29 protein-coding genes are annotated in these 21,256 nt (G+C 40.8%); 19 read left to right on the forward strand and 10 right to left on the reverse strand.

Annotated features, from left to right (window positions below; translation table 11 throughout):
- Positions 1 to 62: 62 nt before the first annotated feature.
- On the reverse strand, positions 63 to 245 hold the full coding sequence (locus VB732_RS08120; RefSeq protein WP_323230301.1) for a hypothetical protein: 183 nt from the start codon (positions 243 to 245) through the stop codon (positions 63 to 65).
- 283 nt (positions 246 to 528) lie between these two features.
- Here VB732_RS08120 and VB732_RS08125 point away from each other — a divergent pair, with 283 nt between their 5' ends.
- The 4 genes from VB732_RS08125 to VB732_RS08140 all read left to right on the forward strand — a co-directional run bounded on the left by VB732_RS08125 (position 529) and on the right by VB732_RS08140 (position 2,838).
- Positions 529 to 912 (forward strand): hypothetical protein, encoded by a 384-nt coding sequence (locus VB732_RS08125; RefSeq protein WP_323230302.1) that lies wholly within the window; start codon positions 529 to 531, stop codon positions 910 to 912.
- A 134-nt stretch (positions 913 to 1,046) separates the two neighbouring features.
- Entirely contained in the window at positions 1,047 to 1,367 is a 321-nt protein-coding gene (locus VB732_RS08130; RefSeq protein ID WP_323230303.1) for a hypothetical protein, read from the forward strand.
- A 199-nt stretch (positions 1,368 to 1,566) separates the two neighbouring features.
- Entirely contained in the window at positions 1,567 to 2,307 is a 741-nt protein-coding gene (locus VB732_RS08135) for a hypothetical protein (RefSeq protein ID WP_323230304.1), read from the forward strand.
- 63 nt (positions 2,308 to 2,370) lie between these two features.
- Positions 2,371 to 2,838, forward strand: a complete 468-nt coding sequence (locus tag VB732_RS08140) for a DUF4102 domain-containing protein (protein WP_323230305.1) — start codon at positions 2,371 to 2,373, stop codon at positions 2,836 to 2,838.
- Between the two features lie 32 nt (positions 2,839 to 2,870).
- Here the strand turns inward: VB732_RS08140 and VB732_RS08145 are convergent, their stop codons facing one another.
- Positions 2,871 to 3,215 carry a hypothetical protein gene (locus tag VB732_RS08145; protein ID WP_323230306.1) on the reverse strand — a complete coding sequence of 115 codons (345 nt, stop codon included), beginning with the start codon at positions 3,213 to 3,215 and terminating at the stop codon, positions 2,871 to 2,873.
- Between the two features lie 59 nt (positions 3,216 to 3,274).
- Here VB732_RS08145 and VB732_RS08150 point away from each other — a divergent pair, with 59 nt between their 5' ends.
- A complete protein-coding gene (locus VB732_RS08150) occupies positions 3,275 to 3,526 on the forward strand; it encodes a hypothetical protein (RefSeq protein WP_323230307.1) in 252 nt (83 codons plus the stop codon).
- Between the two features lie 153 nt (positions 3,527 to 3,679).
- Here VB732_RS08150 and VB732_RS08155 read toward each other — a convergent pair whose 3' ends face one another.
- Both VB732_RS08155 and VB732_RS08160 read right to left on the reverse strand, forming a co-directional pair.
- On the reverse strand, positions 3,680 to 3,832 hold the full coding sequence (locus tag VB732_RS08155) for a hypothetical protein (RefSeq protein ID WP_323230308.1): 153 nt from the start codon (positions 3,830 to 3,832) through the stop codon (positions 3,680 to 3,682).
- Positions 3,829 to 4,413 (reverse strand): tyrosine-type recombinase/integrase, encoded by a 585-nt coding sequence (locus tag VB732_RS08160; protein ID WP_323230309.1) that lies wholly within the window; start codon positions 4,411 to 4,413, stop codon positions 3,829 to 3,831. The genes VB732_RS08155 and VB732_RS08160 overlap by 4 nt, the downstream gene beginning before the upstream one ends.
- 219 nt (positions 4,414 to 4,632) lie before the next feature.
- On the opposite strand from VB732_RS08160, the gene VB732_RS08165 reads away from it, so the two are divergent.
- The 13 genes from VB732_RS08165 to VB732_RS08225 all read left to right on the forward strand — a co-directional run bounded on the left by VB732_RS08165 (position 4,633) and on the right by VB732_RS08225 (position 12,343).
- The gene (locus VB732_RS08165; protein ID WP_323230310.1) at positions 4,633 to 4,965 is read left to right on the forward strand and encodes a hypothetical protein; all 333 of its coding nucleotides are present in this window, start codon (positions 4,633 to 4,635) and stop codon (positions 4,963 to 4,965) included.
- Between the two features lie 2 nt (positions 4,966 to 4,967).
- Positions 4,968 to 5,324, forward strand: a complete 357-nt coding sequence (locus VB732_RS08170; protein ID WP_323230311.1) for a hypothetical protein — start codon at positions 4,968 to 4,970, stop codon at positions 5,322 to 5,324.
- Complete coding sequence (locus VB732_RS08175; RefSeq protein WP_323230312.1) at positions 5,308 to 6,069, forward strand: LamG domain-containing protein; 762 nt, start codon at positions 5,308 to 5,310, stop codon at positions 6,067 to 6,069. The genes VB732_RS08170 and VB732_RS08175 overlap by 17 nt, the downstream gene beginning before the upstream one ends.
- A gap of 38 nt (positions 6,070 to 6,107) precedes the next feature.
- Positions 6,108 to 6,500 carry a hypothetical protein gene (locus VB732_RS08180; protein ID WP_323230313.1) on the forward strand — a complete coding sequence of 131 codons (393 nt, stop codon included), beginning with the start codon at positions 6,108 to 6,110 and terminating at the stop codon, positions 6,498 to 6,500.
- Positions 6,501 to 6,824 carry a hypothetical protein gene (locus VB732_RS08185; protein WP_323230314.1) on the forward strand — a complete coding sequence of 108 codons (324 nt, stop codon included), beginning with the start codon at positions 6,501 to 6,503 and terminating at the stop codon, positions 6,822 to 6,824. It abuts the gene before it with no gap.
- Positions 6,825 to 6,827: 3 nt separating this feature from the next.
- Positions 6,828 to 9,335 (forward strand): hypothetical protein, encoded by a 2,508-nt coding sequence (locus VB732_RS08190; protein ID WP_323230315.1) that lies wholly within the window; start codon positions 6,828 to 6,830, stop codon positions 9,333 to 9,335.
- A 14-nt stretch (positions 9,336 to 9,349) separates the two neighbouring features.
- Complete coding sequence (locus tag VB732_RS08195) at positions 9,350 to 10,177, forward strand: hypothetical protein (protein ID WP_323230316.1); 828 nt, start codon at positions 9,350 to 9,352, stop codon at positions 10,175 to 10,177.
- A gap of 91 nt (positions 10,178 to 10,268) precedes the next feature.
- The gene (locus VB732_RS08200) at positions 10,269 to 10,856 is read left to right on the forward strand and encodes a hypothetical protein (protein WP_323230317.1); all 588 of its coding nucleotides are present in this window, start codon (positions 10,269 to 10,271) and stop codon (positions 10,854 to 10,856) included.
- Positions 10,856 to 11,086, forward strand: coding sequence for a hypothetical protein (locus VB732_RS08205; RefSeq protein ID WP_323230318.1), 231 nt, complete (start codon positions 10,856 to 10,858; stop codon positions 11,084 to 11,086). The genes VB732_RS08200 and VB732_RS08205 overlap by 1 nt, the downstream gene beginning before the upstream one ends.
- A 4-nt stretch (positions 11,087 to 11,090) precedes the next feature.
- Entirely contained in the window at positions 11,091 to 11,573 is a 483-nt protein-coding gene (locus VB732_RS08210; RefSeq protein ID WP_323230319.1) for a hypothetical protein, read from the forward strand.
- Entirely contained in the window at positions 11,574 to 11,999 is a 426-nt protein-coding gene (locus tag VB732_RS08215; RefSeq protein WP_323230320.1) for a hypothetical protein, read from the forward strand.
- Positions 11,999 to 12,193 carry a hypothetical protein gene (locus VB732_RS08220; RefSeq protein ID WP_323230321.1) on the forward strand — a complete coding sequence of 65 codons (195 nt, stop codon included), beginning with the start codon at positions 11,999 to 12,001 and terminating at the stop codon, positions 12,191 to 12,193. Before VB732_RS08215 ends, VB732_RS08220 begins: the two co-directional genes overlap by 1 nt.
- A gap of 9 nt (positions 12,194 to 12,202) precedes the next feature.
- Positions 12,203 to 12,343, forward strand: a complete 141-nt coding sequence (locus tag VB732_RS08225) for a hypothetical protein (RefSeq protein ID WP_323230322.1) — start codon at positions 12,203 to 12,205, stop codon at positions 12,341 to 12,343.
- A gap of 12 nt (positions 12,344 to 12,355) precedes the next feature.
- Here the strand turns inward: VB732_RS08225 and VB732_RS08230 are convergent, their stop codons facing one another.
- The 4 genes from VB732_RS08230 to VB732_RS08245 form a co-directional block, all read right to left on the reverse strand.
- Positions 12,356 to 12,526 carry a hypothetical protein gene (locus VB732_RS08230; protein WP_323230323.1) on the reverse strand — a complete coding sequence of 57 codons (171 nt, stop codon included), beginning with the start codon at positions 12,524 to 12,526 and terminating at the stop codon, positions 12,356 to 12,358.
- Between the two features lie 79 nt (positions 12,527 to 12,605).
- A complete protein-coding gene (locus VB732_RS08235; RefSeq protein WP_323230324.1) occupies positions 12,606 to 13,274 on the reverse strand; it encodes an HAD family hydrolase in 669 nt (222 codons plus the stop codon).
- A gap of 182 nt (positions 13,275 to 13,456) precedes the next feature.
- A complete protein-coding gene (locus VB732_RS08240; protein ID WP_323230325.1) occupies positions 13,457 to 13,663 on the reverse strand; it encodes a hypothetical protein in 207 nt (68 codons plus the stop codon).
- Positions 13,664 to 13,748: 85 nt separating this feature from the next.
- Complete coding sequence (locus VB732_RS08245) at positions 13,749 to 17,489, reverse strand: NACHT domain-containing protein (protein WP_323230326.1); 3,741 nt, start codon at positions 17,487 to 17,489, stop codon at positions 13,749 to 13,751.
- Between the two features lie 175 nt (positions 17,490 to 17,664).
- Between VB732_RS08245 and VB732_RS08250 the strand changes: the two genes are divergently transcribed.
- Entirely contained in the window at positions 17,665 to 18,042 is a 378-nt protein-coding gene (locus VB732_RS08250; protein WP_323230327.1) for a hypothetical protein, read from the forward strand.
- A 75-nt stretch (positions 18,043 to 18,117) separates the two neighbouring features.
- On the opposite strand, the gene VB732_RS08255 is transcribed toward VB732_RS08250, so the two are convergent.
- Entirely contained in the window at positions 18,118 to 19,476 is a 1,359-nt protein-coding gene (locus VB732_RS08255) for a (Fe-S)-binding protein (protein ID WP_323230328.1), read from the reverse strand.
- Between the two features lie 62 nt (positions 19,477 to 19,538).
- Positions 19,539 to 20,897 carry an FAD-binding oxidoreductase gene (locus VB732_RS08260; protein ID WP_323230329.1) on the reverse strand — a complete coding sequence of 453 codons (1,359 nt, stop codon included), beginning with the start codon at positions 20,895 to 20,897 and terminating at the stop codon, positions 19,539 to 19,541.
- Between the last annotated feature and the right edge of the window lie 359 nt (positions 20,898 to 21,256).

The following is a 21,256-nucleotide window of genomic DNA, read 5'->3' on the forward strand; positions in this document are numbered from 1 at the left end:
CAGTTTGCTGGCGATTGCTTCCTCGGACGGTAGGCGATCGCCTTTTCAATACACCCTCTTCCTTAGATTTCCTCCTGTTCCTCCTTCTCTGCCTTGCTGCCGATGATGATGTTCACGTCGCCATCCAGAGATTTGAAGCCAACGATCGCAAATTCCTGATCATCGACAGCAGTTGTTATAGTTACCACCGTCGCACCGGGGTAGTGTTTCAGGTTTTCAAGCAGTTCTAAAACTGTGGTTGTCATGTTTTTCCGAAAGTTGTAAGTATGCAGACATGAAAATATCACCGCGCAGTAAACTCGTTACCGCGCTTAGTTCTCGGTGATTGTAGGGTGTTTCCGCGCCGGGGCTTCATGCAATGGCGTGGGTGCTTGCTCCGGTGATGCCACGCAAAGGGTTAGGCGTGGGGGAGCTAAAAATAGTTTTGTCTTTACTAATCTAATGTTAGTATAATGCAAAGACATAACCTGTCAACAGTTTTGTGTATACAAAAAAGATTTTGTAAAGATAAAATGGAGCTACACTTTAGTGAAAGCGAAGAATGGCACGACCCAAGACATTGGCGGACGACGCAAAAACAGTCAACGTAAGAATGAGTCAAAACGACTGGGAGAATATGGACAAAATAGCCCAGTTGAGGGGACTAACCAGATCGGAAATGCTGCGATTAATAGCACAGGAGAAAATACCGCTCGGACAGATAGCCACAGAAACCCTAATCCTGGGAAAATCCTTGAGCGTCTCGAACTGATAGAAAAAACTTTTCTATCCTACGTGCATGGACATCAGCAACGGCTTGAGACGCGCCTAGATGAAAGCAAGAAACTAGAAGCTGTTTTCCAAGAAGAGGTACAAGCACTTAAACAAGAAATTTATGATTTAACCTCGGACACTACCGAAGAACCTGAATAAACCGTCCTACCTTTACAGGTAAGGGCGGTTTTGCTTTGTGAAGGGGTTGTGAAGATTACAAATGCGGGATTTCCCGATGTCTCAATCAGGTTATTTCCCGCATCGTGGAATTGAACATCTACTTTCAATTTCCTATGTACATTCTAATCAGCCTTCTGCTCAACCTTTGCATTCTCTACTACGGCATAATCGCCCTAATAGCAGCATGGCAGCAGGTTCGCCGCCAGTGGCAAGTTGTTGTATCTACATTCAACCAACCACAGGGTAACAAATCCCACTCATACCGCACCGACCCCAGAAACAGATACCTACAAGCTGATTTACTAACCTTGCTCAAGGGTGATGTCCCAGCCGCCAAAAGACTTTTGCTCCAGCAACGGCGAAAAAACCCAGGACAGTCGGATAACTGGTATTTAGAAAAAGTGATTCGTGACCTAGAGCGCGACAGGCATTAGCCAAACTGCGATCGATCTTGTAGGGGGCAGGGGGCAGGGGGCAGGGGGAGAAGTGCGATCGCAGATGACTAAAAACAGAATCAGCGATGCGGAAGTTTATTAATGATTTTTCGTAATTCGTAATTGACTTAAAAAAATCAAAAAGCCACCAGAGATTTAGCGATCATGGGTGGCTTTCCGAAAACAAACTAATAGTAGTATGCCAGAAAATTCATTTAAAAACAATCTTCCGTGGACGGAAGAACACGATGCATTCTGTTATCAACACCATATTCCACCCGCCGCTAAAATCCTTTGGCAGTGGCTGATGAGGCAAGGGCAAATAGCAGCAGAAATTGAACCAGATTTATCAGAATTTAATGCTTGGGTAGCCAAGACCAGAGGTAAACCATACTCTCACAATTACCTTAAAAAGATATTTGAAATACTGGTATCATCTCGTGTTCTACAAGTAATTAAACAATATTCTTGGAAGATAACCAAGTTACTTGTAAGACCATTGTCATGGTTAAATCCACCCAAAAAGCGGCGAGAAAAAAAGTTACATAACCATAACTCTAGTTACAATTCACAGCCCTCAAATGGTATCTCAGCCGAACAGGGGGTTAACAGCAGCAGCAATAGTATTACTCTTACAACTGCCGAATTTGAAGAGTTAGAAAGGCAACACGAGATACTTATAGCTTGCGCTGAGTATGAAATATACTTCGATCCGAATAAACGAGCAACTAGACATCTACTTGAGTTTGATATTTCAGATGTCCGATTAGCTTTAAAGCACTTTGTCAAACGTGGTGGACATCAAAAAATTCCTGATTCTCAAGCATGGTTAATTAGCTGTTTACGTGAGTGTTATTGGGCAGATAAATCGCTTAATTTATCTGCATTCATGCAACTTTTAAATTCTTGGTTCCCTAGTAACCTCCCACGGGATTACTAGGGAATAATCGCATAAAAAAACTGCCCTCAAATGAAGAGCAGCGACCATATAACTAGTTTGATTATGAAAGAACCTACGCTGTTTGATTTAGAAGCTTTTACTAAGGTTGATACTCCTGCTTACGTTTACGATCCATTCTGGAACAAACTTGATACTGCTGCCGAAGACAGTCATAGTGTTGGGGGGCAAAACTCAGACTCGGAATCTCCGTGTAAAAGTGTTGGGGAGCAAGTTTCAACTGATACCTTAAAATCTGCCCCCCAACACGATACCCACTGGATAGAGAAGTACTGGGTTGAGCGGTCTGGTAATAAATATTGGTATTTTCGGTACTGTTGGATGACGGGCAGGAAGATTAACCGCCTTTATTTGGGAAGTGTGAATAGTACAAAGGCCAAGTGTAAAAAGGCGGATGTGGAAATTGCGATCGCAGATGGTAAATTACCATTTGAGATTGAAAGCTTGATCCGAGGATGGAAAAATGAGCAGCCGCCCACCATGCCCAAAGTGCAAAGGAATCCACGTTTATAAGAATGGGAAAAATCCTTTAGCATCAGGCATCATCATTCAACGTTGGTACTGCCAAGTTTGTCGAAAGACGTTTCAATTATCATCTTGAACTTCCGCAGCTCGTCCCAGGCGCGGGTACTAGTATCTAATTCCCTAGAGTTCTGGTTAGGGTGATAATTTTGGCGCTTGTATTCGACGTAGCGTTCAATCACCTCAAGAATTTTTTGTTGTAAAAAATCCCCTGTGAGATCGGGGATATCATTTATCAGCTTGGAATCTACCGCTTTAGCATAAATCGAAATGTTGTCTTTGAGTGCAATGGGCACGCGAATTGTGGTTGTTTTCCCACTGTTCCATCCAGACTTCCAAGTGGTACTTGTGGGCCCGCCTTTACTCATTTTCATCACCTCTATTGCGTGTTACAAGGCAATATATTATAAGAATTCGGATTCAGAGTATGACTAAAAATCCACATCTTAGCGATGACGACGTTTTCGAGAGTCTAGACAGAATAATCCCCGACACCCTTGAAACACGCCTAGTTGGGTTAATTGAAGCTTGCAAAATAATCCAAGTCGATCTGAACCTTGGCAGAATTGAGGAAGCTAAAGAACTTTTGGCATTCGCTCTTACCGAAACAGAAAAAACCTGGCGTAAGACCGATCTGAAAAAAGCTTTAGTTCGTTACTTGCCCCCAGGTGATCAGTAGTCCCTGCTCCCTGCTCCCCATTCCCCATTCCCCAATGACCAATGACAAATGACCAATAAAAAGCGATCGCCAACCTTACAAGGCGATCGCAGTTGTTGCAATTCTGTGAATAAACATCTACTAGTTTGAGCTTATCCGGCACATCTTGCTTTGTCACAGATTGGGGTAAACCTGGTCAACTTCATCCCATGCTTGGCTTGCAAGGTTTTCTAATGCCATAGCCAAATACAGAGGATGGTCGTATTCCCCTTGCTGCAAGCGGTCAAAGAAGATTTCGATTTGGAGAAATAGGAGTTTGGCGTTCATAGAGTTGCGATCGCGCCCCGGCGTTCGTCCATGTCAATTTCAAAATAAGGTTCAAGTCCTTTGTTGTCGCGGTGTCCGGTGAAAGTGCGAATGATTTCTTTTTCAATCCCACTTTTTCGCAATTTGTTGACCATGCTCCGGCGGGTACTGTGAGTAGAGATTCCTTTAGCTTCAAATCCTGCGTTATCTGATGCCCGCATCAAAATGTTATAAGCATTTTTCCAACAAATCGGCTTAGTTCCACATCTTGAGGGAAAGAGCCACTCGCTATCTGTTGCTGGTTGGTATCGCTCTAGTGATTCCTTCAAAATTTGATGTACTGGGATTTCGGTTGTTTCGGCTGTTCCGTCTGGCCTGTGTTTTCGGATGATGGCCGGGAAAATGATGTCTTCTTTGGGTCGTCCAGCGCGATCGTAAACATCGCTCACCCTCAGTTGAACCAGGGCCCCCCACCGTTCGCCGGTGAACCAAGCTAGGTCTAAAAGCAATCTGTACTTCTCGGTTCTGATTTGTCGCCTGATTTTTGAATATTCACCATCTGTCAGCACCGAGGCTTTTCCCTTTCTGTTATTCTTTGGCATGGATATAAAAATAAGTTTCGTATGTTCCGCTTTTACCTTTGATTCAGGTGAAAGTGGAACTTCCTAAATATTCACTATTAGTAAATATTCGCTCAATCCTATTCCCAGTAAAGGATACGCGACATCCGTAAATGTTCCACTTCTACATAAAAGTGGAACATTTACACAAATTTTGCTAGCGCGTACAACGGATTTATTCACCTCATAAAAATCCGTTTCATGGAACCAACACTTATCGCTGTATTTGGAACAAACGCCACCCAGGACGCAGACACCTTAACTATCAGCAAAGCCGACTTAGTTTCTACGGGTTTGACCCCTGGTGCTAATAACACTGCTGAATCTTTGCTGATAGCGCTCATGCTGAAGTTCAAGGCAGCGCTAACGGACGAAGGCAAAGATACCAATATTGATCAATCTGTTGCGGTTGTGGATGGCTTTAGTCCGTCGATTACCACTCGTGATAATGCCATCTATTTACGAAATACCATTTCAGTAGAAATCGACCGGGTACTTGAAGGTGCAGGAACAATCGACCCCGATCTTTATTAATTATGCAAGCACTAACACTTGCTCAATTATTTGGTGTTAATGCTAGTCAGACTGCTACTGAATTGGTCATCAAAAAAGCCGATTTAGTAGCAATAGGTCTAACACCCCAAACAAATAATCGTGCTGAACAATTAGTAGTTGCTCTTGTATTGCAAGCATTAAGTAATTTTGAAGGTTACTTAACGGATGAAAACAGCAACATTATTATTGACGAAAAAAACACCCCTATTGGATACAACAATGAGCAGTTATACGAACTGCTAGATATTTTTCGATGGGATGATTACGTCAAGGATAGAAATGGTCAAATTTATCTAACAAACACAATTGTTATGGAAAGTTATGCTCAAGCAGATTAAGGATATCGGAATTACAAAAACTAGCGCTGAAAATGGCGATTTTTTGTTACTTCAAAATCCTTCCACGAGTGAAACCTACAAGATTACTAAAGAAAATTTGTTGGCAGGACTATTATCTGATACTACTGTTGTTCAGCCGACGACCTTGCTTTTACTTCACGGAGAGGGCACTAACGGCGGAACTTCTATTATTGATAGTTCCAGCTTTGGCAGAACTGCGACCAGAGGCGGTAATCCTGTTACTTCCACTACTCAAAAAAAGCTTGAAACCTCATCATTGTATTTTGATGGTGCTAGCTTTCTGACATTCCCTGCATCAAGTGACTTTGACTTAAAACAGAATGATTTTGCAGTTCAGGCATGGATTTATCCGACATCTGTAAGTGGCAGTAGAGCAATTCTAGATAGGTACAATAGCACTATTCCTTTCAGTTGGCAGTTTGCCTTGAATAACGGAAAGCTTAATTTCTACATTCGTAATTCTAGTGCAAGTGGGGCTTTGTTAAGCCTTGATGGTGATACCACATTAGCCATTAATACTTGGTATCACGTAGGGGTTAAGCGGATAAATGGTGTTATTAGTCTATGGCTAAATGAAGAGCTTGATGCTATCTCCTTGGTAAACGCTAGGTTGAACTCTAGCTTAGTACTTACCGTAGGCAAGCAAGGAAATGTAAGTAACTTTTATTACCAAGGCTATCTTGATGAATTGCTATTTACCAAAAATGGCGAAACATTAATTTAACTGCAATACCAACACAAGCATTTAGCTAATTATAAAAAATGTCTGAGCTACAAAAAAAATGCTTTGGGTGGAAAGGAGTAACCGGATTAGGAGAAACAAGCTACTTTCTATCTTGCGCTCAACTCCCCGGATGGAAAATCAACCCAATATATTCGGGAGGGTATTCTTACCCAACTGATAACGGAATCAATATTGCATCAGAGAGCTACGGGGCTATTCCTACTCAAATTATTGCTTTAAAAAATCAAGCAGAGATAGATAACTGGCTAAATGGTGCGGCTGCTAGTGGTGGCGGTTGTAGCGATTGTTTAGGGGATTGCCCGTCCGGTTCTCATAAATGCACCCACAATAAATACCCAGGATATTGCTGTGTTCCGTGCAAAGGAACGGGCGATCGCCTAAAAAATATGGCTAATAAGGTAGGTCGATAAATGACAGAAGTTTGTAAAGATATCGACCAAGGATTAGCAGCACTCAACCGCAAAATTGATGCACAAAATCAGCGTATACGAGAGTTAGAACGCAAGCAGCAGCAGTGTTGTGAAGGCAACCAAGGTGATGGTAACGCTGACCTTTCACAAATCCTGAAAAGGCTAAAGAAGGCAGAAACAGACATTCTTGAACTTGGTGGAGTTCTTAAATCTGTTATCGATGATTTAAAAGATTTATTGGATGCCGCAACTGAACACAGTGAGACAGCTAATCAATCACAAGGTATTTTCTCAGCAATTATTGATTTCTTTGTAGATGAATAAATCATGGTAGTCTCCCAGCAGATATCCCCTAGCGCTCTCAGGTCTTATAAACTTTCTAAATACGCTAATGGTCAGCCAGGAAAGATGTTACTTGAGGCTAAGAGAATCAAGCGTGTAACATCTCAATTTATGTCTAAGTCTGGCGCGAAGGAAGCCGCCAAAAGAATGAAGGCACTCAAGGGTACTGCTGCTAATGCCAAGAAGGTGGCGGATGCCACAAAAAAAGCAACTGACCTATCAGAAAAAATACAAGCTGCACTCTTTAAAAATATTCCTGGTAGCGCTCTACTTGATAAAGCCTCTCGCGTTGGTGGTATCCTTGGAATTTTCTCTGCAATTGGGTTGGTTCTGCTGGTAAAGCTTCAAGAATTTGTCACTAGCCAAGCCTTTGATGACATTAGTCAAATAGGAGTTGACTTAACAAAAACAAACACGATAGCAATAAACAACGGATTAAAGCTCAAAAGCTTTGATGCCAAGATGCAGAAAATTGAGCAAGAATTAAGCGCTAATGCTAAGGATTTTTATCAATTAAATAAGCAAGCCGGAACTATTGCTAAAAATGCAGCAGATGCAAAAAAGCAAGCAAATGATGCACTCTATGAAACACGACAAGGTAGGTCAATTCTTGAAAGTAAAGTATCTCAATCGCAAAAGCAGGCGAATGATGCACTGTATGAAACTCGCCAAACAAAGTTTAATTTAGATTCTAAAATCCAACAAATTAACGCCAACATAGCACGAATTAGCTCAAAGGCTAATGATGGATTTCAGACTGCGATTAGCGCTACTGTTTCTAAACTACAGGCAGAACTAGCATCAGTTAGAGCCAGTATAAAGCCAACGAAACCAGTCCTACAACCGCCACCTGTAGACACTGCTTCCATTACCGCAAATGCTGTCAGCGCTGCAAGAACTGAGGCACGAGTTGCAGTTTCTGCACTGCAAGGTGTTGTGGCTGGTCTGAGTGGTCAGCTTGCTGCCGCACTAACTTTAGGCGGTACTGCTATTAATGGAGTTTCAAATTTAGCAAGTTCCGTTGCAACTGCAAATAGTACAGCTAATGCTGCATTAAATGAAGCTAAGAAAAATTCAGGAATTGCACCACTACAACAATCAAATTTATCAAAAGAGTTTGATAAAAGACTTGCTGATTTTGAACGATTAAGCACAATGACGGCTGATGAACGCTTTGAAGAATTTAAGAGAGAGAATAACAAAGCGCTTGGAATTAGAGATTTACAGCAATCAAATTTATCAAAGGAATTTGATAAAAGACAAGCTGACTTTGAACGACTGAGTACTATGACGGCTGATCAACGATTTGAAGAATTTCAGCGAACAAATCGAGAATCTTTAGGATTGCTGAAAACAGATTTAACTCAAACTAAAAAAGAAATTGATGCTAATAAAGCAACAATCACCAAAATTGATACGAAGCTTGGAGAGCAAGCAAAGGTGAATCAAGAAGCGTTACCAAAACTCGACCAAATACTTGGAATACTGCCTCTAATACCTGCTCGTGCAGCATCGGCAATTAGACCCAGCATTCCAACAATCCCGCAGATAGAAACTGCGGCGGCGACGGGGACATGCCGAACCACTCAACCAGGGGGCTGCATGAACAAAGCACTAAAAGACAATGCAGCAGATATCACCAACAACAACAACACGAACTCAGCAAATATTTTAGATGCCATCAACACTGGGGCGAATGCTGCATTGCTTACTGGGCAACAAACAATATTAGCAAGGTTGGGTGATCAGGTTCCCGGTGGGATATCGGGTTTTCTGGGAAGAGGGTTTAAGTGGTTGCAGTTAGATAGAGTTCTTAATGTTTTGATATTTATCACTACCGTTCACAATGCTGGAATGTTGAGTAACAATCTCGCCCAAACGTTGTTACAGGCAATTGGAAACGGATTAACACTGATAGGCATTAAAGACGAAAACGGCAACGCATTAGATTTAAATACTTTGCTTGGTGGTGCTATCAGCAGTGTACTGCAAGGTATTCTTGGAGCAGAAAATTACGCTACTTTAAGCGCTGCATGGACAAAAGCTAGCCGCATTTATCAGGCAGGCGCAAACGTGATCAGCAGTTTTACAAGTATGAGTGATGTAATCCTTAATGCTATTGAATATCTAGCAGGTCAATCAGCTAAAGTAGGCAATGCTTTACGTAATTTTAGAGTTGTGGGTGAGAGAGCTTATGAAGTTTTCAACCCTCAGCCTAATCTTAAATGGGGAATATTTAGCAAACTACAGAAGGGACAAGAATCTGCTGACTTTATTTTACAAGTTTCTCAAGTCCCAATAGATGTAATACAAGCAGGAACGGATTTTACTCAATCAGCGACTGAACTTACCAAAGCTATCAAAGAAGATCCAGAAGTGCCAAAGGGATTAAAAATTGAGGATGCTGCTCAGACAAAAGCTAAAGAAACCGAGGTTAAAAGTGCAAGCTTATCTTTGAACTTGAGTGAAATTGATTTAGATAGTGATGAATAGACAACGGGGGATAAATGGCGTTACCTGCTAACTTTTCACCAGTAGAACATCTTCATGATTTAATCCGCAGGGAGCATAATAAACGGGTCAATGCTTGGTTTAAAAACCAGAGAAAGGATTCACTGGAAACTCCAAAGGAAAATGCTTATCAAGCCTGCTTGATAAGAGATGAAGACGATGCTAACACTATGTTACTAAGGAAGTTGTTTTTTGAGTTTGATGTTGGTCAAGCGCAAGCCTTACAAGCTCCTATCTACGGAATTCCTGTTCCCGAACATCAAAGGGATATTAAATACAAACCACAAGTAAAATTACATTTTCAAGAAAGGCTAACAGTCTCTTCGCCGGGCGACAGAACCAGAGGAGCTAGGCAAGAAATTACATTTAGGTTAATGAATGAAAGCTCAGATACAATATCTAGGGCTGATGCAGAAAGACTGGCGACGGCAATAAAAAGGGATTTAACAAAACCTTTGTTGATTATCGAAAAGGGCAAATATAAAGCCACCTACTTAGATGATGAGCATGGGTATGATTTTAGGTTACTCGTAGAAAATGAGGCGGAAGGAATCAGAGTTATCAAGAAAATTTTAGAAATACAGGGGCATTCTTATAACGATGATTATTTTCAATTTGTCAAAAATAACCGTACCTATTCAATGACACCCGGAACCCATCGTGTATATGGACAAACAATCAATAAGCCTGTTTTACGTCCAACTGTGCCTGTAAGATTCCGTTATGCCCAATTGTTGATCTATGGCAGATCCGCTCACATTAATTTAGTGGCCATGTCTGATGTCAATCTCAAGTCGGTTATAGAGAGGGTCGCATCGACTTAGTTTACACACCGGGAAGTATACTTCTCGACCAACGCGTTAGGACAAATAATCCGTGTTAGACATGGATTATAGGTATAGAAAATTAATCAGTATGGCAAGACGATTTAACAATTTGAATGCAGCGCTCAAATATCTCCGTCCTCCTGGAGCTACTGAGGAATCCGTAGTTCCAGATGCACCAGTTGGATCTCAATTAAGAAAATATCAGGACTTTAAAGCAGGAAAACAGGTAATTAACATTGTCCGTGCGGCTGATAGCTTACCCGGCAACATAAAATCCTGTGCTTTGAAGGCTTTTGGTGAACCTGTTGCAAGTACAGATAAATTTTTGGTTGATATCTCTGGTCGAGCATTGACAAAAATTGCTGATACTGGTGTGACAGAAGCAATTTTGAATATTGATTCCACTACAGAAGGAATTGCCAATTTAGAAAGGGAAGTAGGATTTGTTCCCGCACGCGCCACCATCTCAATTGTTCCAACAGGTGCGGGAACGAACACCCCATCTAAAATCACTGGTGACAACTATAAGAAGAAAGCCACCAAAACTTACACTTTTCCTTTTGGTGCTGGGACTGATACGCCTAGCTACAAACAAACTAAAGCTGCAATTTTAGCTGCTGTAGCTAGCGACCCTGCTAAAAATCGTGGGGTATCTTTTAAGCCAGAGAAGTACTAATGCTAAATGACATTCTTGGTTTAACGATCATTACAAACCAAGGAATGCCTGAAGGCGAATCATTGAGGCTGATTGAAAAGCTAGAATGCGCTGAATTAGCCCAGCAGCATTTTATTAAAGGTCTTATCAGTCTCAGTGATTATTTAGACATCCTGGATTTGTGCGAGGTTAATGTTGATGATTACTTGGTAACAGTCGAACAGAATCTCGCAGCAGTAGGGGCTATTTAATTTAATGGCTGACCTAGCGCTAGAACTAAACAACCCCAATAACTGGAATCAGGTTTATGACGAGGCAAGGGTTGCAGCACAGTCACCAGGACAAGTTTACAGTTACAGCCCTATTCCTGCTTTTGAGGTTCCTTTTTTATTTGAGTCTCATGTCATTGTTGTTCGATGCTTGTGTACTGTGCCTTCTGGCAAGCGCTGGCGATTTGCTGGCAACATTAAATATCAGTTCGCTGCACCAATAGCTGGGATTAATTCACCTGCTATTACATCTATTGAAATTCCTCTTAAACTCAATCGGACTAAGCTTATAAAGTTTCCCAAGGTTGCTAATAATTATCAGGTAGTAATTTCTGATGCAACGTGGTTGACGAATCTTCGAGTCACTATTTGGGAATATCTACAACCTGTAGAGAATTTCACTGATAGCTTGATCTTTCAACTGGGTGATGACCTAGAGCGAATTGAAGCCAAAATTGATGCACTTTAAATGAGTACCGCAAAATCAGAAATAGCTGTTACTAATTCTTCTAATCCAGGTGTAACGTTAACTCTGGAAAACACTGGGGTCTTTCTAGGAATACTCGTTAGTGTTTTAGTTATCGGTGGAGTAGCTGTACAAATAATTAGTAAAATCAACAGAATCTCATCTTCTGTTGCCCAAATTGAAGAGGGAATGAAGGAGCATGTTAGGAATGCTGAGAAAATCCGCCAATTAGAAAAAACCTTAGATTTACATATTCAAGAGTATGTGAATCGTAAAGATGTTATGCAGATGGTTTTGGGGCAATTGGATCAGAAAATTAATCACAAGTTTAAGCGGCTTCTTTTTTACACTAGAGATGTGCAGCGATTTTTGCAGAAAGATACCAATTTTAGTATTAGAGAATATGAAGAGAATACCCAAGAAGAATAATGTCTGACAACATTACCGAACCTCTGGATCAAGAAAAATTGCTAGAGATCCTGAATGCGCTAAATACCAAGATGAGCGAGATGATTCAGGTCAATGGCATCAGATATACCCTTCTAGAGAAGCGCATACAAAAACTAGAGCAGTTTCAGCGTGAGTACGAAACCCAACAAGAACATGACCGCGATCGCAGTTAAACGGGATTTATGAAGAATCTGGAACCACACCAAACTCTACCTTGGCTGAAAAGAATTTCTTCTCGTGCATTGAGAAAAGCTGAACTCGATCGGCGGCGGCAGGCGTTCCGCTCCACATTAGAAACAATCAGAAGACTTTCGGGTAGATAGTCACGCTTGGATTCATTCTTCTGACGGTTCGTAGTTCTCGTTATCACTTAATTGTTTACGTAGCTCGGTTAGTTCCTTGTCAATATCGGCTTTCTGTTTTTCAAGCAGTTCGATTTTTTCTTTGAGAGATACCACATAGACTTGGTGCATCTCTAGCTTGCTTCCGGTTTTGTATATAGCCATGTCACTGGGGATTCTAGTTTAGTTGTGTGTGGTCTGCGATCGCCTGCAATAATTCTAGAAAGTGCGTTGACGCTAGTATTCAAGCATTTGCGCCCAAGATAGAAGAGTCATAGTGGCGTAGCAAATCTGCTGGATCATTGTAAATTGCGATCGCTCCCGACAGTTGTTCATCGCTAAAACCACCGCAGCGTAAAGCAATCACACCTACCCCTGCTTTGCCGGCAGACTCAATATCGTAGGGCGAATCTCCCAGCATCACTACTTTATCAGGTGTCATTTGCCCTTTGTTCAAGGCAGCTTCTACAATGTCAGGAGCAGGTTTAGATGCTTCGGCATCATCGGATGTAGTTACTTCCGATAGCAAATCATCTACTTGGGCAATTTTGAGTAATATGTCCAGTTCTTGAGAACTTGCTGAACTAGCAACAACTAGATGCAATCCTGATTTTTGCATCTTTAATATTAAGTCTCTGCTACCATTGGCAGCAGTAATTTGCAATTTATATTTGTTCAATATAAGTTCTTTGCGTCGCTCGGCGATCGCTTTGCCAGTTCCTTCTTCATCATTTAATTCTGGCACTACTTTGGGAATCAGTTGATCTCCACCCATACCTATGAGTGGTCTGACTGTTTCAAATGGCACTTCTAAGTCATAAGCTGCAAATGCCTCTACCCAAGAATTGGCATGAATATCATTACTTAATACCAATGTGCCATCAACATCTAAAATCACTCCCTCTAATGCCATGAAAAACCTCGGCTGACGTTTTATTTTATTGATGATGGCATGGCAAAGAGCTTACTTCATCGTCCTAACAGAAGAGAAAAGGGTTATAGAAGAGATGGCGATCGCCTGAGATAATTCCAGAAGGTGCGTAGACGCATTCGCGCAGCGTCTTGTAAAGAAGCGGCTTGTCGCCAGACATCGCCTCAATAAAACTTTACCAACTCCAAATCACGTTCTGCGCGTTGGATAGCTCCCTCTTTTAACTGTTCTCTAAGATTGGCTAGGCTTTTCTGAGCAATATAGTATTGCACAGTTTCGTTGATGAATCTACTGCGATCGCCTTTTTCAATAACTCGATCAATTAATTCAATTGTCTCATCTGGCAAAGTGATGTTAATCTGGCGATGCATGATTTATTACTTTATCTTGCACATTAATTTGATTGTACACATCTAAAGTGTAGTTGTGCTAAGTGCGATCGCACTTCTCAATTCTTTATTCAATCTCGTTAATCCAACTTTTAATTGCGCTGACTAAATTTGGATGTGTAGACGGAAAACCTTTCAGAGGTGCTTCTAAAAATTGATCGGTAATCCAGGCAATATGTAGCACATCTGTTACCCTGCGGCAAAAGGTGATAAGCGCCTGATTGGGTTCGCAATTGTTAATAATCAAAGCGAGATGCTGTGTTTGGAGTCGTTTTTTAATTGGGAGGACAATTCGTTTGAATTGAGGCGCATTATTAACTGCTGGAATTTCTGGATTATCGAGAAAAACCGTTAGATAGATTTGGTTACAGAGTTCCTGTGATATGGCGCTTATATCTGTTTCGTCTTGAAGTGCTTCACAGTTGATGACGATGGGATAGCTTTTGTTAGTTGGTTGGAGTTGAGAGGCGATATCAGCTATTAGATTTTCTGAATTTTGAACTGTGGAACTTTCGCCGTGCCAAGCGCGATAAAATTCTGGGTAGCTCATGTTTTCGGCACAGCGCCAAACAATGGAGTAGCAGTTATCAAAAAGGCTCCTATCATTTTCCCAAACATCATTTGTCAAGTAGTCTTTTAACTCAATAGCTACTTCTGCAAATTGTTCACCTTCAAGGATTTGCGGTAAGCTATTAGTTATACCTCTCTGAGTATTTTTATTTTGAGTAGTAGTCAGCAGATTTATCAATGAATTTATTGCTCTTTTATTACCCATACCAATTTGCTTTAAACTTTCAGCTACGGTAGTGTAAATAGAGTCATTGTTAGTAATTTGAATTATATTAATCAGTGTAGCAATTGCAGTTGCATCTCCTAAGTTGGTTTTTCCTAAGTTAATTGCTATTTTTTGTGACAAAGACCAAAACGTAAATTTTTCTCTAACATTAAGGGTAGAGTCTTCTGGAAAACTCTGAATCACCCTGCTTTGAAAATCAATTGCGATTTGATTGCTAGGATCAATTAGTACTAATAAACAATTGGCAGAAACCCATAGATTTTCATTCTGAGTGATATTAATTAGTTTAACTACGGTACTAATTGCAAGTTGCGCTTTGGGTTGAATATAATTTAATATAAAAGCTGCTAACAAACACTCAGTTTCATCTTGAGAGGTAAGTATTAAATCAATAACGACAGCAACTGCGGTTTTATGACTGGGTTGGATTATTTCTAATATAAAAGCTCCGTATAAACGAATTAATGTATACTGTGAATTATGAACTAAGTTTTCTATATTTGTAAGCGTAGTGTGATTGTCAACTTTTATTTGTATTTGTCCTTGACACCACATTCTTGAAAATTTCCACACCAAAAAATAAATGTCACGTACAGATTGCGCGTTATTATAATATGAGATAAATTCATTTGGGATTAATTCAAATATTAAATCTAACAATAATATATATTCATGTTCTTCTTCTGAAATTGTATGTTCGTTAGATATTTCTTCTAGTATAATATCAGTCTCATGAGGAAATATATTTTGAGCAAAAGGCTCAATCACTAACTGAAATAAGTAATTTAGATAAGTAGGATGACTATTATCAATTTCACCTAAACTTTGATTCAATAGTGTAAGACTATCTAAATCCTCCACTCGCTCAATCAGGGGTACTAAATTATCAATCACAATTGGATGACCAGGGTATATTTGTTTTAAGCTAGCAGATGCCATCCAACAAATGCTTTCATTTTTAGTGTTTTGAATTATCTGAACTAAGGATTTAATTGTAGTAGGATTATCAGGGCTAATTTCTCTCAAGATATCAGCCGCTAGTATACAGATGTATTCATTCTTAGTAGTTGTAATCAGCTTGACTAACGCGGGCACTACCTTCTCTCGATTAGTTTCTTTCAAAGCCTTTCTAGCTTCCTCTACAACTACTGTTAGATCAGTCACTCGCTCCTGTTTCTCTTCATTAAAATAACCAAAGCCATAGCTAACAAGCTGGCTTACAATTTCATCAGCACGATTGCACTCCACAAACTCGCTAATTCCAGCAGCTGCTAAAAAATAAGCTTGATAACAAAAGAAATACCAGCAGCCATCATCAAACTCAACTAAAGCTTTGATAAACTCTTCTTTTTTCTCCTTCGCTACATCCTCTCGTCCCAACCACAGTAAAATCACTTCCTTCCACTGTGGCTCAAAAATACGGTAAATGCCTGCATTAGGATTATCTGGAATGTGCGTCAGAAAAAAGCGCCAATCATCAATTGCACAAGCAGCAAAATATTCCTCAAATGTGGGATGGTAAAAAGCATAAACAGGTTCTTCTGGATCTTCCTCTGCAACACCTACCTGATTTAGCCAACCCAGTTGCGTTGCTAGCTGAAATAGAGGTGTATCCGATTCACCCAATACCGACCAAACAAAGCGACGGGTGAGGCGAAATCGAGAGTAAGATTGAGAAATTGCAAGCTTCGCCAATCTTCCCAAAGCTTGATTCAATTGCTTTCGAGTTGCAGAATCAGAGGGAAAGTATTCTTGTTTCCACTCGTAGAAAGCTTCCACAAATCTTTGGTATAATGCAGCCTTAGTTTTTGGTAATTTACCTTGTCTGAGTTGCCAGGAATAAGCCATTAGTGACAACCGCAAAGGATTTTTGACCAAATCTTTAATTCTTTCTTTTCCAGGTTGATCTAAGGCTGTACGTAATGCCTTACCTAAGTGCGGATTACTAGTTACAAACCAGTTGATGAGAAATTGGTTAACTTGATCCGAATCGGGTTTGTGGCGATCGCCATAGCTAAATTCTAAAGTACGATAGGTATCAAATCTTTCTAAAGCATTTTTACCAGCATCCCACACATTCAGCCGACAGGTTAGTACAATCCGCGCATTGGATATCCAGCCTGTGGTAAGTTGAGATGCGATCGCAGTCAAAAGATTGCCAGTTTCCACCGACATCTCATCAACACCATCCAACAGTAGCCACACTCGCTCCCTGTTGAACAGTTCCACAAAAGAATCTTCCATTTCTGGTGTGACTCGCGCTGTTTTCAAAGCGTATTTTAGCCATATCTGTAGCAAATACTCTTCTAGGGTTTTCACCTGCAAATCTGCTAATGACACCCAAATAGCTACATCCTGATCAGTGTTTTCAAACACCCAATCTGCTATCTGCTGCAAAAGTGTAGTTTTTCCGGCTCCCGGTTCTCCGATGATGGCGATGCGTTTACCCTTACTTTTGGGACTTACCCCTAATCTGAGAACTTGCTCGAAAAACTCATCATGCTGTAATGTCCGGGTAACTTCATACTCCGTTGGCTGGTTTGAGGATTCCTCACTGCTAATTTGGCGTTGTTGTTTTCGCTCTATCAATCCCAAAGGCACATAAATATCTCCTCGCTTAAACGTTGTTCCACCACCAGCCATCAACGGATTAATGGTTAATCCCTGTTTTTCAAGCATCCCTTGGCAAACTTGCCGATGAATTAGAATTTTCTGGTCTAATTCGGAATTGGTGATAGTTGGGTTCCACTCACGAGGATTGATAACATCTAGCGGATCTAAATCTAAGGCTTTAGTAATCCAGATAATAGAATTTCGATCAACTGGCTCTGGTTTCAGAAACCTTTTGACTGTGCTGAGACTCACACCTGATTTATCTGCAAGGTCTTCTTGCGACCAACCTTTTTTGTCCTTCTTTTCAATGAACTTTTCTAGTTCAGCCATTCGTTGTAGGACTTTTTTTAGCCCTTCTGGAGTTGCTCGTAAGCTACGAGATTTAGACGCTGAAATCATTGGTAATATCTAATCTCAGTGATTAACAACAACAGCATAGTCAATTTATTGCCGATTGAGTAGTGTAGTTCAGATCAGTTCAGAACGAAGTGAACTATTCTGCTCTTGGAAAGTATTGATAACCTCGATATTCTCGAAACATAGACCAATTCAGAAATATCGAAGGGCATGAAAAATGAAAAGAACTATATTCAACGGAGCTTTAGTTTTGGCCTTTGTCGGAACTGTTTTACCAGCAATAGCAAAATCAAATACCTCAGCATCTGTGCTTCCCTCAATCTACGCTCAAAACACCGCAGTTAACGGCACTCTTGTAGAACCTCGTCGAATTCGCCTACCAAAAGTTGCCACACAACGCAGCACTAAAAGTAACCCAAACTGCCTTTGTCCCTACGACATAGCCTTTAAGGGCAGCATCTGTGGAGAAAGATCGGCTTATGTCAAACTAGATGGCGATGAGCCAGCTTGCTATGAAGGTGAAACAGCAGCAAGACAGCTTTGGTGGAATAACCCCAATAATCAGTTTGTTGATCGTAACCGTCAAGGACAGTAATTTTATTTGGTAATATCTTTTCTAAGTAAATGCTTAATAGTAAGGTGCGTTAAGACAGGTTTAACGCACCCTAATTTATGACAATTCCAACTTTTCACCCCGAATCGAATAATCTAACAACTCCATTGGGTGAATAACTGAAATATTCTTACCTTGTAACTGTAAATGCTTCGTAATTTGCAAAGTACACCCAGGATTAGCAGAAGCAATTAACTCAGCACCAGTATTCAACAAATTCTGCACTTTTTGCTGACCTAATTCTTCAGCAACTTCTGGTTGCAGCATATTATAAACCCCAGCACTGCCACAACATAAAGCCGCATCTACCGGTTCTTTTAACTTCACTCCTGGAATTTGTCGCAATACCTGACGCGGTTGGACGCTAATCTTTTGACCATGCAATAAATGACAGGCATCTTGATAAACTAAATTCAAGGGTTTATCAGTGAGTGGCGACAGTTTTGCTGTTATACCAACAGTTGCCAAAAACTCTTGGGCATCTTTAACTTTGGCTGCAAAATCCTTCGCTTTTTCCCGATATTCTAGGTCATCTTCTAAAATATGACCGTATTCTTTTAAAGTATGACCACAACCAGCAGCATTGATAATTACAAAATCGACATCAGTGTTAGCAAAACTATCAATCATCTGCCTTGCTAAAGCTTTCGCCTGTTCTGTTTGTCCTTGGTGTTCGGGAAGCGCTGCACAACAACCTTGAGATTTGGGAATCACAACTTCACAACCATTCGCTGTTAAAACCCTCACTGTTGCTTCATTCACGGCGGAGAAAAACAACCGTTGCACACAACCCAAAATTACGCCGACTCGATAGCGCTTCTCACCTTTAGCAGGAATCACACTAGGCAGATTATCTTGAAAAGATTTGAGGGTAATTTCTGGCAGAATTGATTCCATTGCTGCCAAACGGGGCGATATTTTATTAAGTAAACCTGTAGCGCGAAAGAATTTAGCAAACCCCAATTTTTGATAAACCAATAACGGAACTAATAAAAACCGTAAAAGATTGGGATAGGGAAACAGAGAAAATATCAGTTGACGAAAAAATTGGTCTGGCAAACTGCGAGGATAATTACGTTCAACTTGGTGGCGAGTTGCAGAAATCAATTTGTCATACTGCACACCAGAAGGACAAGTACTCACACAAGCAAGGCATCCCAAACACGAATCAAAATGTTCTACAGTTGCTGTATTCAGGGCAATCTCACCCTCATTAATTGCATCCATTAAATAGATGCGTCCTCTAGGTGAATCCATCTCTTTACCCAGCACCCGATAACTCGGACAAGTCGAAAGACAAAATCCACAATGTACACAACTATCAATTAACTTTGGGTCAGGCGGATGACTCTCATCAAAGCCCTTCAAATTCTTTAAACTAGCCGTATTATTAACAGAATTTTCTGAAACTTGCATATTTCTCCCTTCCCCTCTCTACCTCAGCGTTCTCTGTGCCTCTGCGGTTCGTTTTCTTAAAACTAAATTCCACCCACAAACCGCCCAGGACTTAAAATATTCTTACTATCAAACTGTTCCTTAATACGGCGCATCAAAGGTAAAGCATTACCCGTGTAACCCCAAACATCTATTTGTTCTTTAACCGCAACTGGTGCTGACAGAATTGTTAAAAAACCTTTATTCGCTTGAGTGCGTAGGCGCAACCCGCCGGAGGCATCGCTTCCAACAGAGTGTAGCTGATCGCGCACTTTCAAAACTTGATTTTTACTCTCTAATTGTAACAAACCCAAACCACTACTAATATGAATTAAACCTAATTCCACCTGAGTCAAAATCTCTACAGCAGCAGTAGGTAACACTCCTATTTTGCAGGTAATCACAGATTCTGTGGCAGAAAAATGTATTCGTTCTTGCAATCTCTGCCATAGACTAGCCTCATCAGCATCGGCAAAAATTGCCCCATCTAAACCTAACTTTTGACCAACTTCCAAAACTCGGTTTGATTGTTCTTTAACACTCTCAGTAATACTTTGAAAACGAGCAATTAATCCTAGTCCTTCACCCAAACCTAAGCTAGACACCAATTTAGTTGATAACAAATCAGCCTGAACTGGTGTCAAAGCCGAACCTCGAAGGATATCAGCCGCTTGGGATACAGCCTCAGCACTACCAGTTAGTACTACCGTCCCTGATGCCTCTGATAGCGGATACAAGCGAAAAGTTAGTTGACTAATGAATCCTAATGTGCCATAAGACCCAGTAAGCAACTTCATCAAGTCATATCCGGCAACATTTTTAACTACTCTTCCCCCAGCTTTGGCGATTTCTCCATCAGCACGGACAAAGGTAACACCTAGTAACTGGTCGCGCACACTACCATAGCGTTGCCGCAGAGAACCTGTATCACCTGTGGCAACAATACCGCCAATGGTTGCTGACTCCGGTGCTGTGGGGTCAAGGGCGAGAAACTGCCGCGATTTTGCCAAAAGTGCCTGGAGATCCGAAAACTTCATTCCAGCTTCTACAGTGACAGTCAAATCGCCAACGGCGTGTTCAATCAGTTGGTTGATGCGTTCCGTGCTAACTACAACATCAACACCCTTAGCTAAACCGCCCCAGCTAAGTTTACTGCCGCTACCACAGGGAAGCACGCGCCAGTTGTTAGCGTGAGCTTTGGCGATAACTGCGGCTAGTTGTTGTTGGGTGCGGGGATAGACGATACAACTGGGAGGTTTTCCAGAAGTTATAGCCTGTTGGATGCGGTTTTGCTGACCTATTTCGATATTTTCCCAAAGGTAAACAGCATTTTCTTCGCCGATAATAGATGCAAAATCAGTAGCGCACACGCCTTGGGGCCTGTCGTTAGACATCGCTTTCATTGAGTTTATTTTTTTACGCCCTACTTCTAATTTACTGGTTAAACTGACCAAAAAAGCGCATTGCCATTAATATACGGTGGCTTTAATATGAAAAGCGATTCCTGCGGCTGGTTGCGCCCCTACGACAGGTGTAATTCAAATATATGAAAACTGCTGTAAGGTATTAGCCTTATCCAACCTATAATTTTGTCAATTTGTTGATAAAATTTGAAATTTAAGTGGAGAAAGTAGTAGATGAGTAAATTTCATTCATCTACTACAGGTAGAGTTAGGAGACAATTTGCATATATGCAAGATATTATATAAAAAATAAATTATAGCGGTGTTAGTTGAATAGACTATAGAAGTTGGAAAGTAAG

It is taken from the genome of Nostoc sp. UHCC 0252 (assembly GCF_034931145.1).
Lineage (GTDB): Bacteria > Cyanobacteriota > Cyanobacteriia > Cyanobacteriales > Nostocaceae > Nostoc.

What these genes read in the sequence shown, in the direction of transcription:
- VB732_RS08120 (WP_323230301.1), bottom strand. Translation starts at nt 245, where the DNA reads ATGACAACCACAGTTTTAGAACTGCTTGAAAACCTGAAACACTACCCC.
- VB732_RS08130 (WP_323230303.1), top strand. Translation starts at nt 1,047, where the DNA reads ATGTACATTCTAATCAGCCTTCTGCTCAACCTTTGCATTCTCTACTAC.
- VB732_RS08135 (WP_323230304.1), top strand. Translation starts at nt 1,567, where the DNA reads ATGCCAGAAAATTCATTTAAAAACAATCTTCCGTGGACGGAAGAACAC.
- VB732_RS08140 (WP_323230305.1), top strand. Translation starts at nt 2,371, where the DNA reads ATGAAAGAACCTACGCTGTTTGATTTAGAAGCTTTTACTAAGGTTGAT.
- VB732_RS08145 (WP_323230306.1), bottom strand. Translation starts at nt 3,215, where the DNA reads ATGAGTAAAGGCGGGCCCACAAGTACCACTTGGAAGTCTGGATGGAAC.
- VB732_RS08150 (WP_323230307.1), top strand. Translation starts at nt 3,275, where the DNA reads ATGACTAAAAATCCACATCTTAGCGATGACGACGTTTTCGAGAGTCTA.
- VB732_RS08155 (WP_323230308.1), bottom strand. Translation starts at nt 3,832, where the DNA reads ATGAACGCCAAACTCCTATTTCTCCAAATCGAAATCTTCTTTGACCGC.
- VB732_RS08160 (WP_323230309.1), bottom strand. Translation starts at nt 4,413, where the DNA reads ATGCCAAAGAATAACAGAAAGGGAAAAGCCTCGGTGCTGACAGATGGT.
- VB732_RS08165 (WP_323230310.1), top strand. Translation starts at nt 4,633, where the DNA reads ATGGAACCAACACTTATCGCTGTATTTGGAACAAACGCCACCCAGGAC.
- VB732_RS08170 (WP_323230311.1), top strand. Translation starts at nt 4,968, where the DNA reads ATGCAAGCACTAACACTTGCTCAATTATTTGGTGTTAATGCTAGTCAG.
- VB732_RS08175 (WP_323230312.1), top strand. Translation starts at nt 5,308, where the DNA reads ATGCTCAAGCAGATTAAGGATATCGGAATTACAAAAACTAGCGCTGAA.
- VB732_RS08180 (WP_323230313.1), top strand. Translation starts at nt 6,108, where the DNA reads ATGTCTGAGCTACAAAAAAAATGCTTTGGGTGGAAAGGAGTAACCGGA.
- VB732_RS08185 (WP_323230314.1), top strand. Translation starts at nt 6,501, where the DNA reads ATGACAGAAGTTTGTAAAGATATCGACCAAGGATTAGCAGCACTCAAC.
- VB732_RS08190 (WP_323230315.1), top strand. Translation starts at nt 6,828, where the DNA reads ATGGTAGTCTCCCAGCAGATATCCCCTAGCGCTCTCAGGTCTTATAAA.
- VB732_RS08195 (WP_323230316.1), top strand. Translation starts at nt 9,350, where the DNA reads ATGGCGTTACCTGCTAACTTTTCACCAGTAGAACATCTTCATGATTTA.
- VB732_RS08200 (WP_323230317.1), top strand. Translation starts at nt 10,269, where the DNA reads ATGGCAAGACGATTTAACAATTTGAATGCAGCGCTCAAATATCTCCGT.
- VB732_RS08205 (WP_323230318.1), top strand. Translation starts at nt 10,856, where the DNA reads ATGCTAAATGACATTCTTGGTTTAACGATCATTACAAACCAAGGAATG.
- VB732_RS08210 (WP_323230319.1), top strand. Translation starts at nt 11,091, where the DNA reads ATGGCTGACCTAGCGCTAGAACTAAACAACCCCAATAACTGGAATCAG.
- VB732_RS08215 (WP_323230320.1), top strand. Translation starts at nt 11,574, where the DNA reads ATGAGTACCGCAAAATCAGAAATAGCTGTTACTAATTCTTCTAATCCA.
- VB732_RS08220 (WP_323230321.1), top strand. Translation starts at nt 11,999, where the DNA reads ATGTCTGACAACATTACCGAACCTCTGGATCAAGAAAAATTGCTAGAG.
- VB732_RS08225 (WP_323230322.1), top strand. Translation starts at nt 12,203, where the DNA reads ATGAAGAATCTGGAACCACACCAAACTCTACCTTGGCTGAAAAGAATT.
- VB732_RS08230 (WP_323230323.1), bottom strand. Translation starts at nt 12,526, where the DNA reads ATGGCTATATACAAAACCGGAAGCAAGCTAGAGATGCACCAAGTCTAT.
- VB732_RS08235 (WP_323230324.1), bottom strand. Translation starts at nt 13,274, where the DNA reads ATGGCATTAGAGGGAGTGATTTTAGATGTTGATGGCACATTGGTATTA.
- VB732_RS08240 (WP_323230325.1), bottom strand. Translation starts at nt 13,663, where the DNA reads ATGCATCGCCAGATTAACATCACTTTGCCAGATGAGACAATTGAATTA.
- VB732_RS08245 (WP_323230326.1), bottom strand. Translation starts at nt 17,489, where the DNA reads ATGATTTCAGCGTCTAAATCTCGTAGCTTACGAGCAACTCCAGAAGGG.
- VB732_RS08250 (WP_323230327.1), top strand. Translation starts at nt 17,665, where the DNA reads ATGAAAAGAACTATATTCAACGGAGCTTTAGTTTTGGCCTTTGTCGGA.
- VB732_RS08255 (WP_323230328.1), bottom strand. Translation starts at nt 19,476, where the DNA reads ATGCAAGTTTCAGAAAATTCTGTTAATAATACGGCTAGTTTAAAGAAT.
- VB732_RS08260 (WP_323230329.1), bottom strand. Translation starts at nt 20,897, where the DNA reads ATGAAAGCGATGTCTAACGACAGGCCCCAAGGCGTGTGCGCTACTGAT.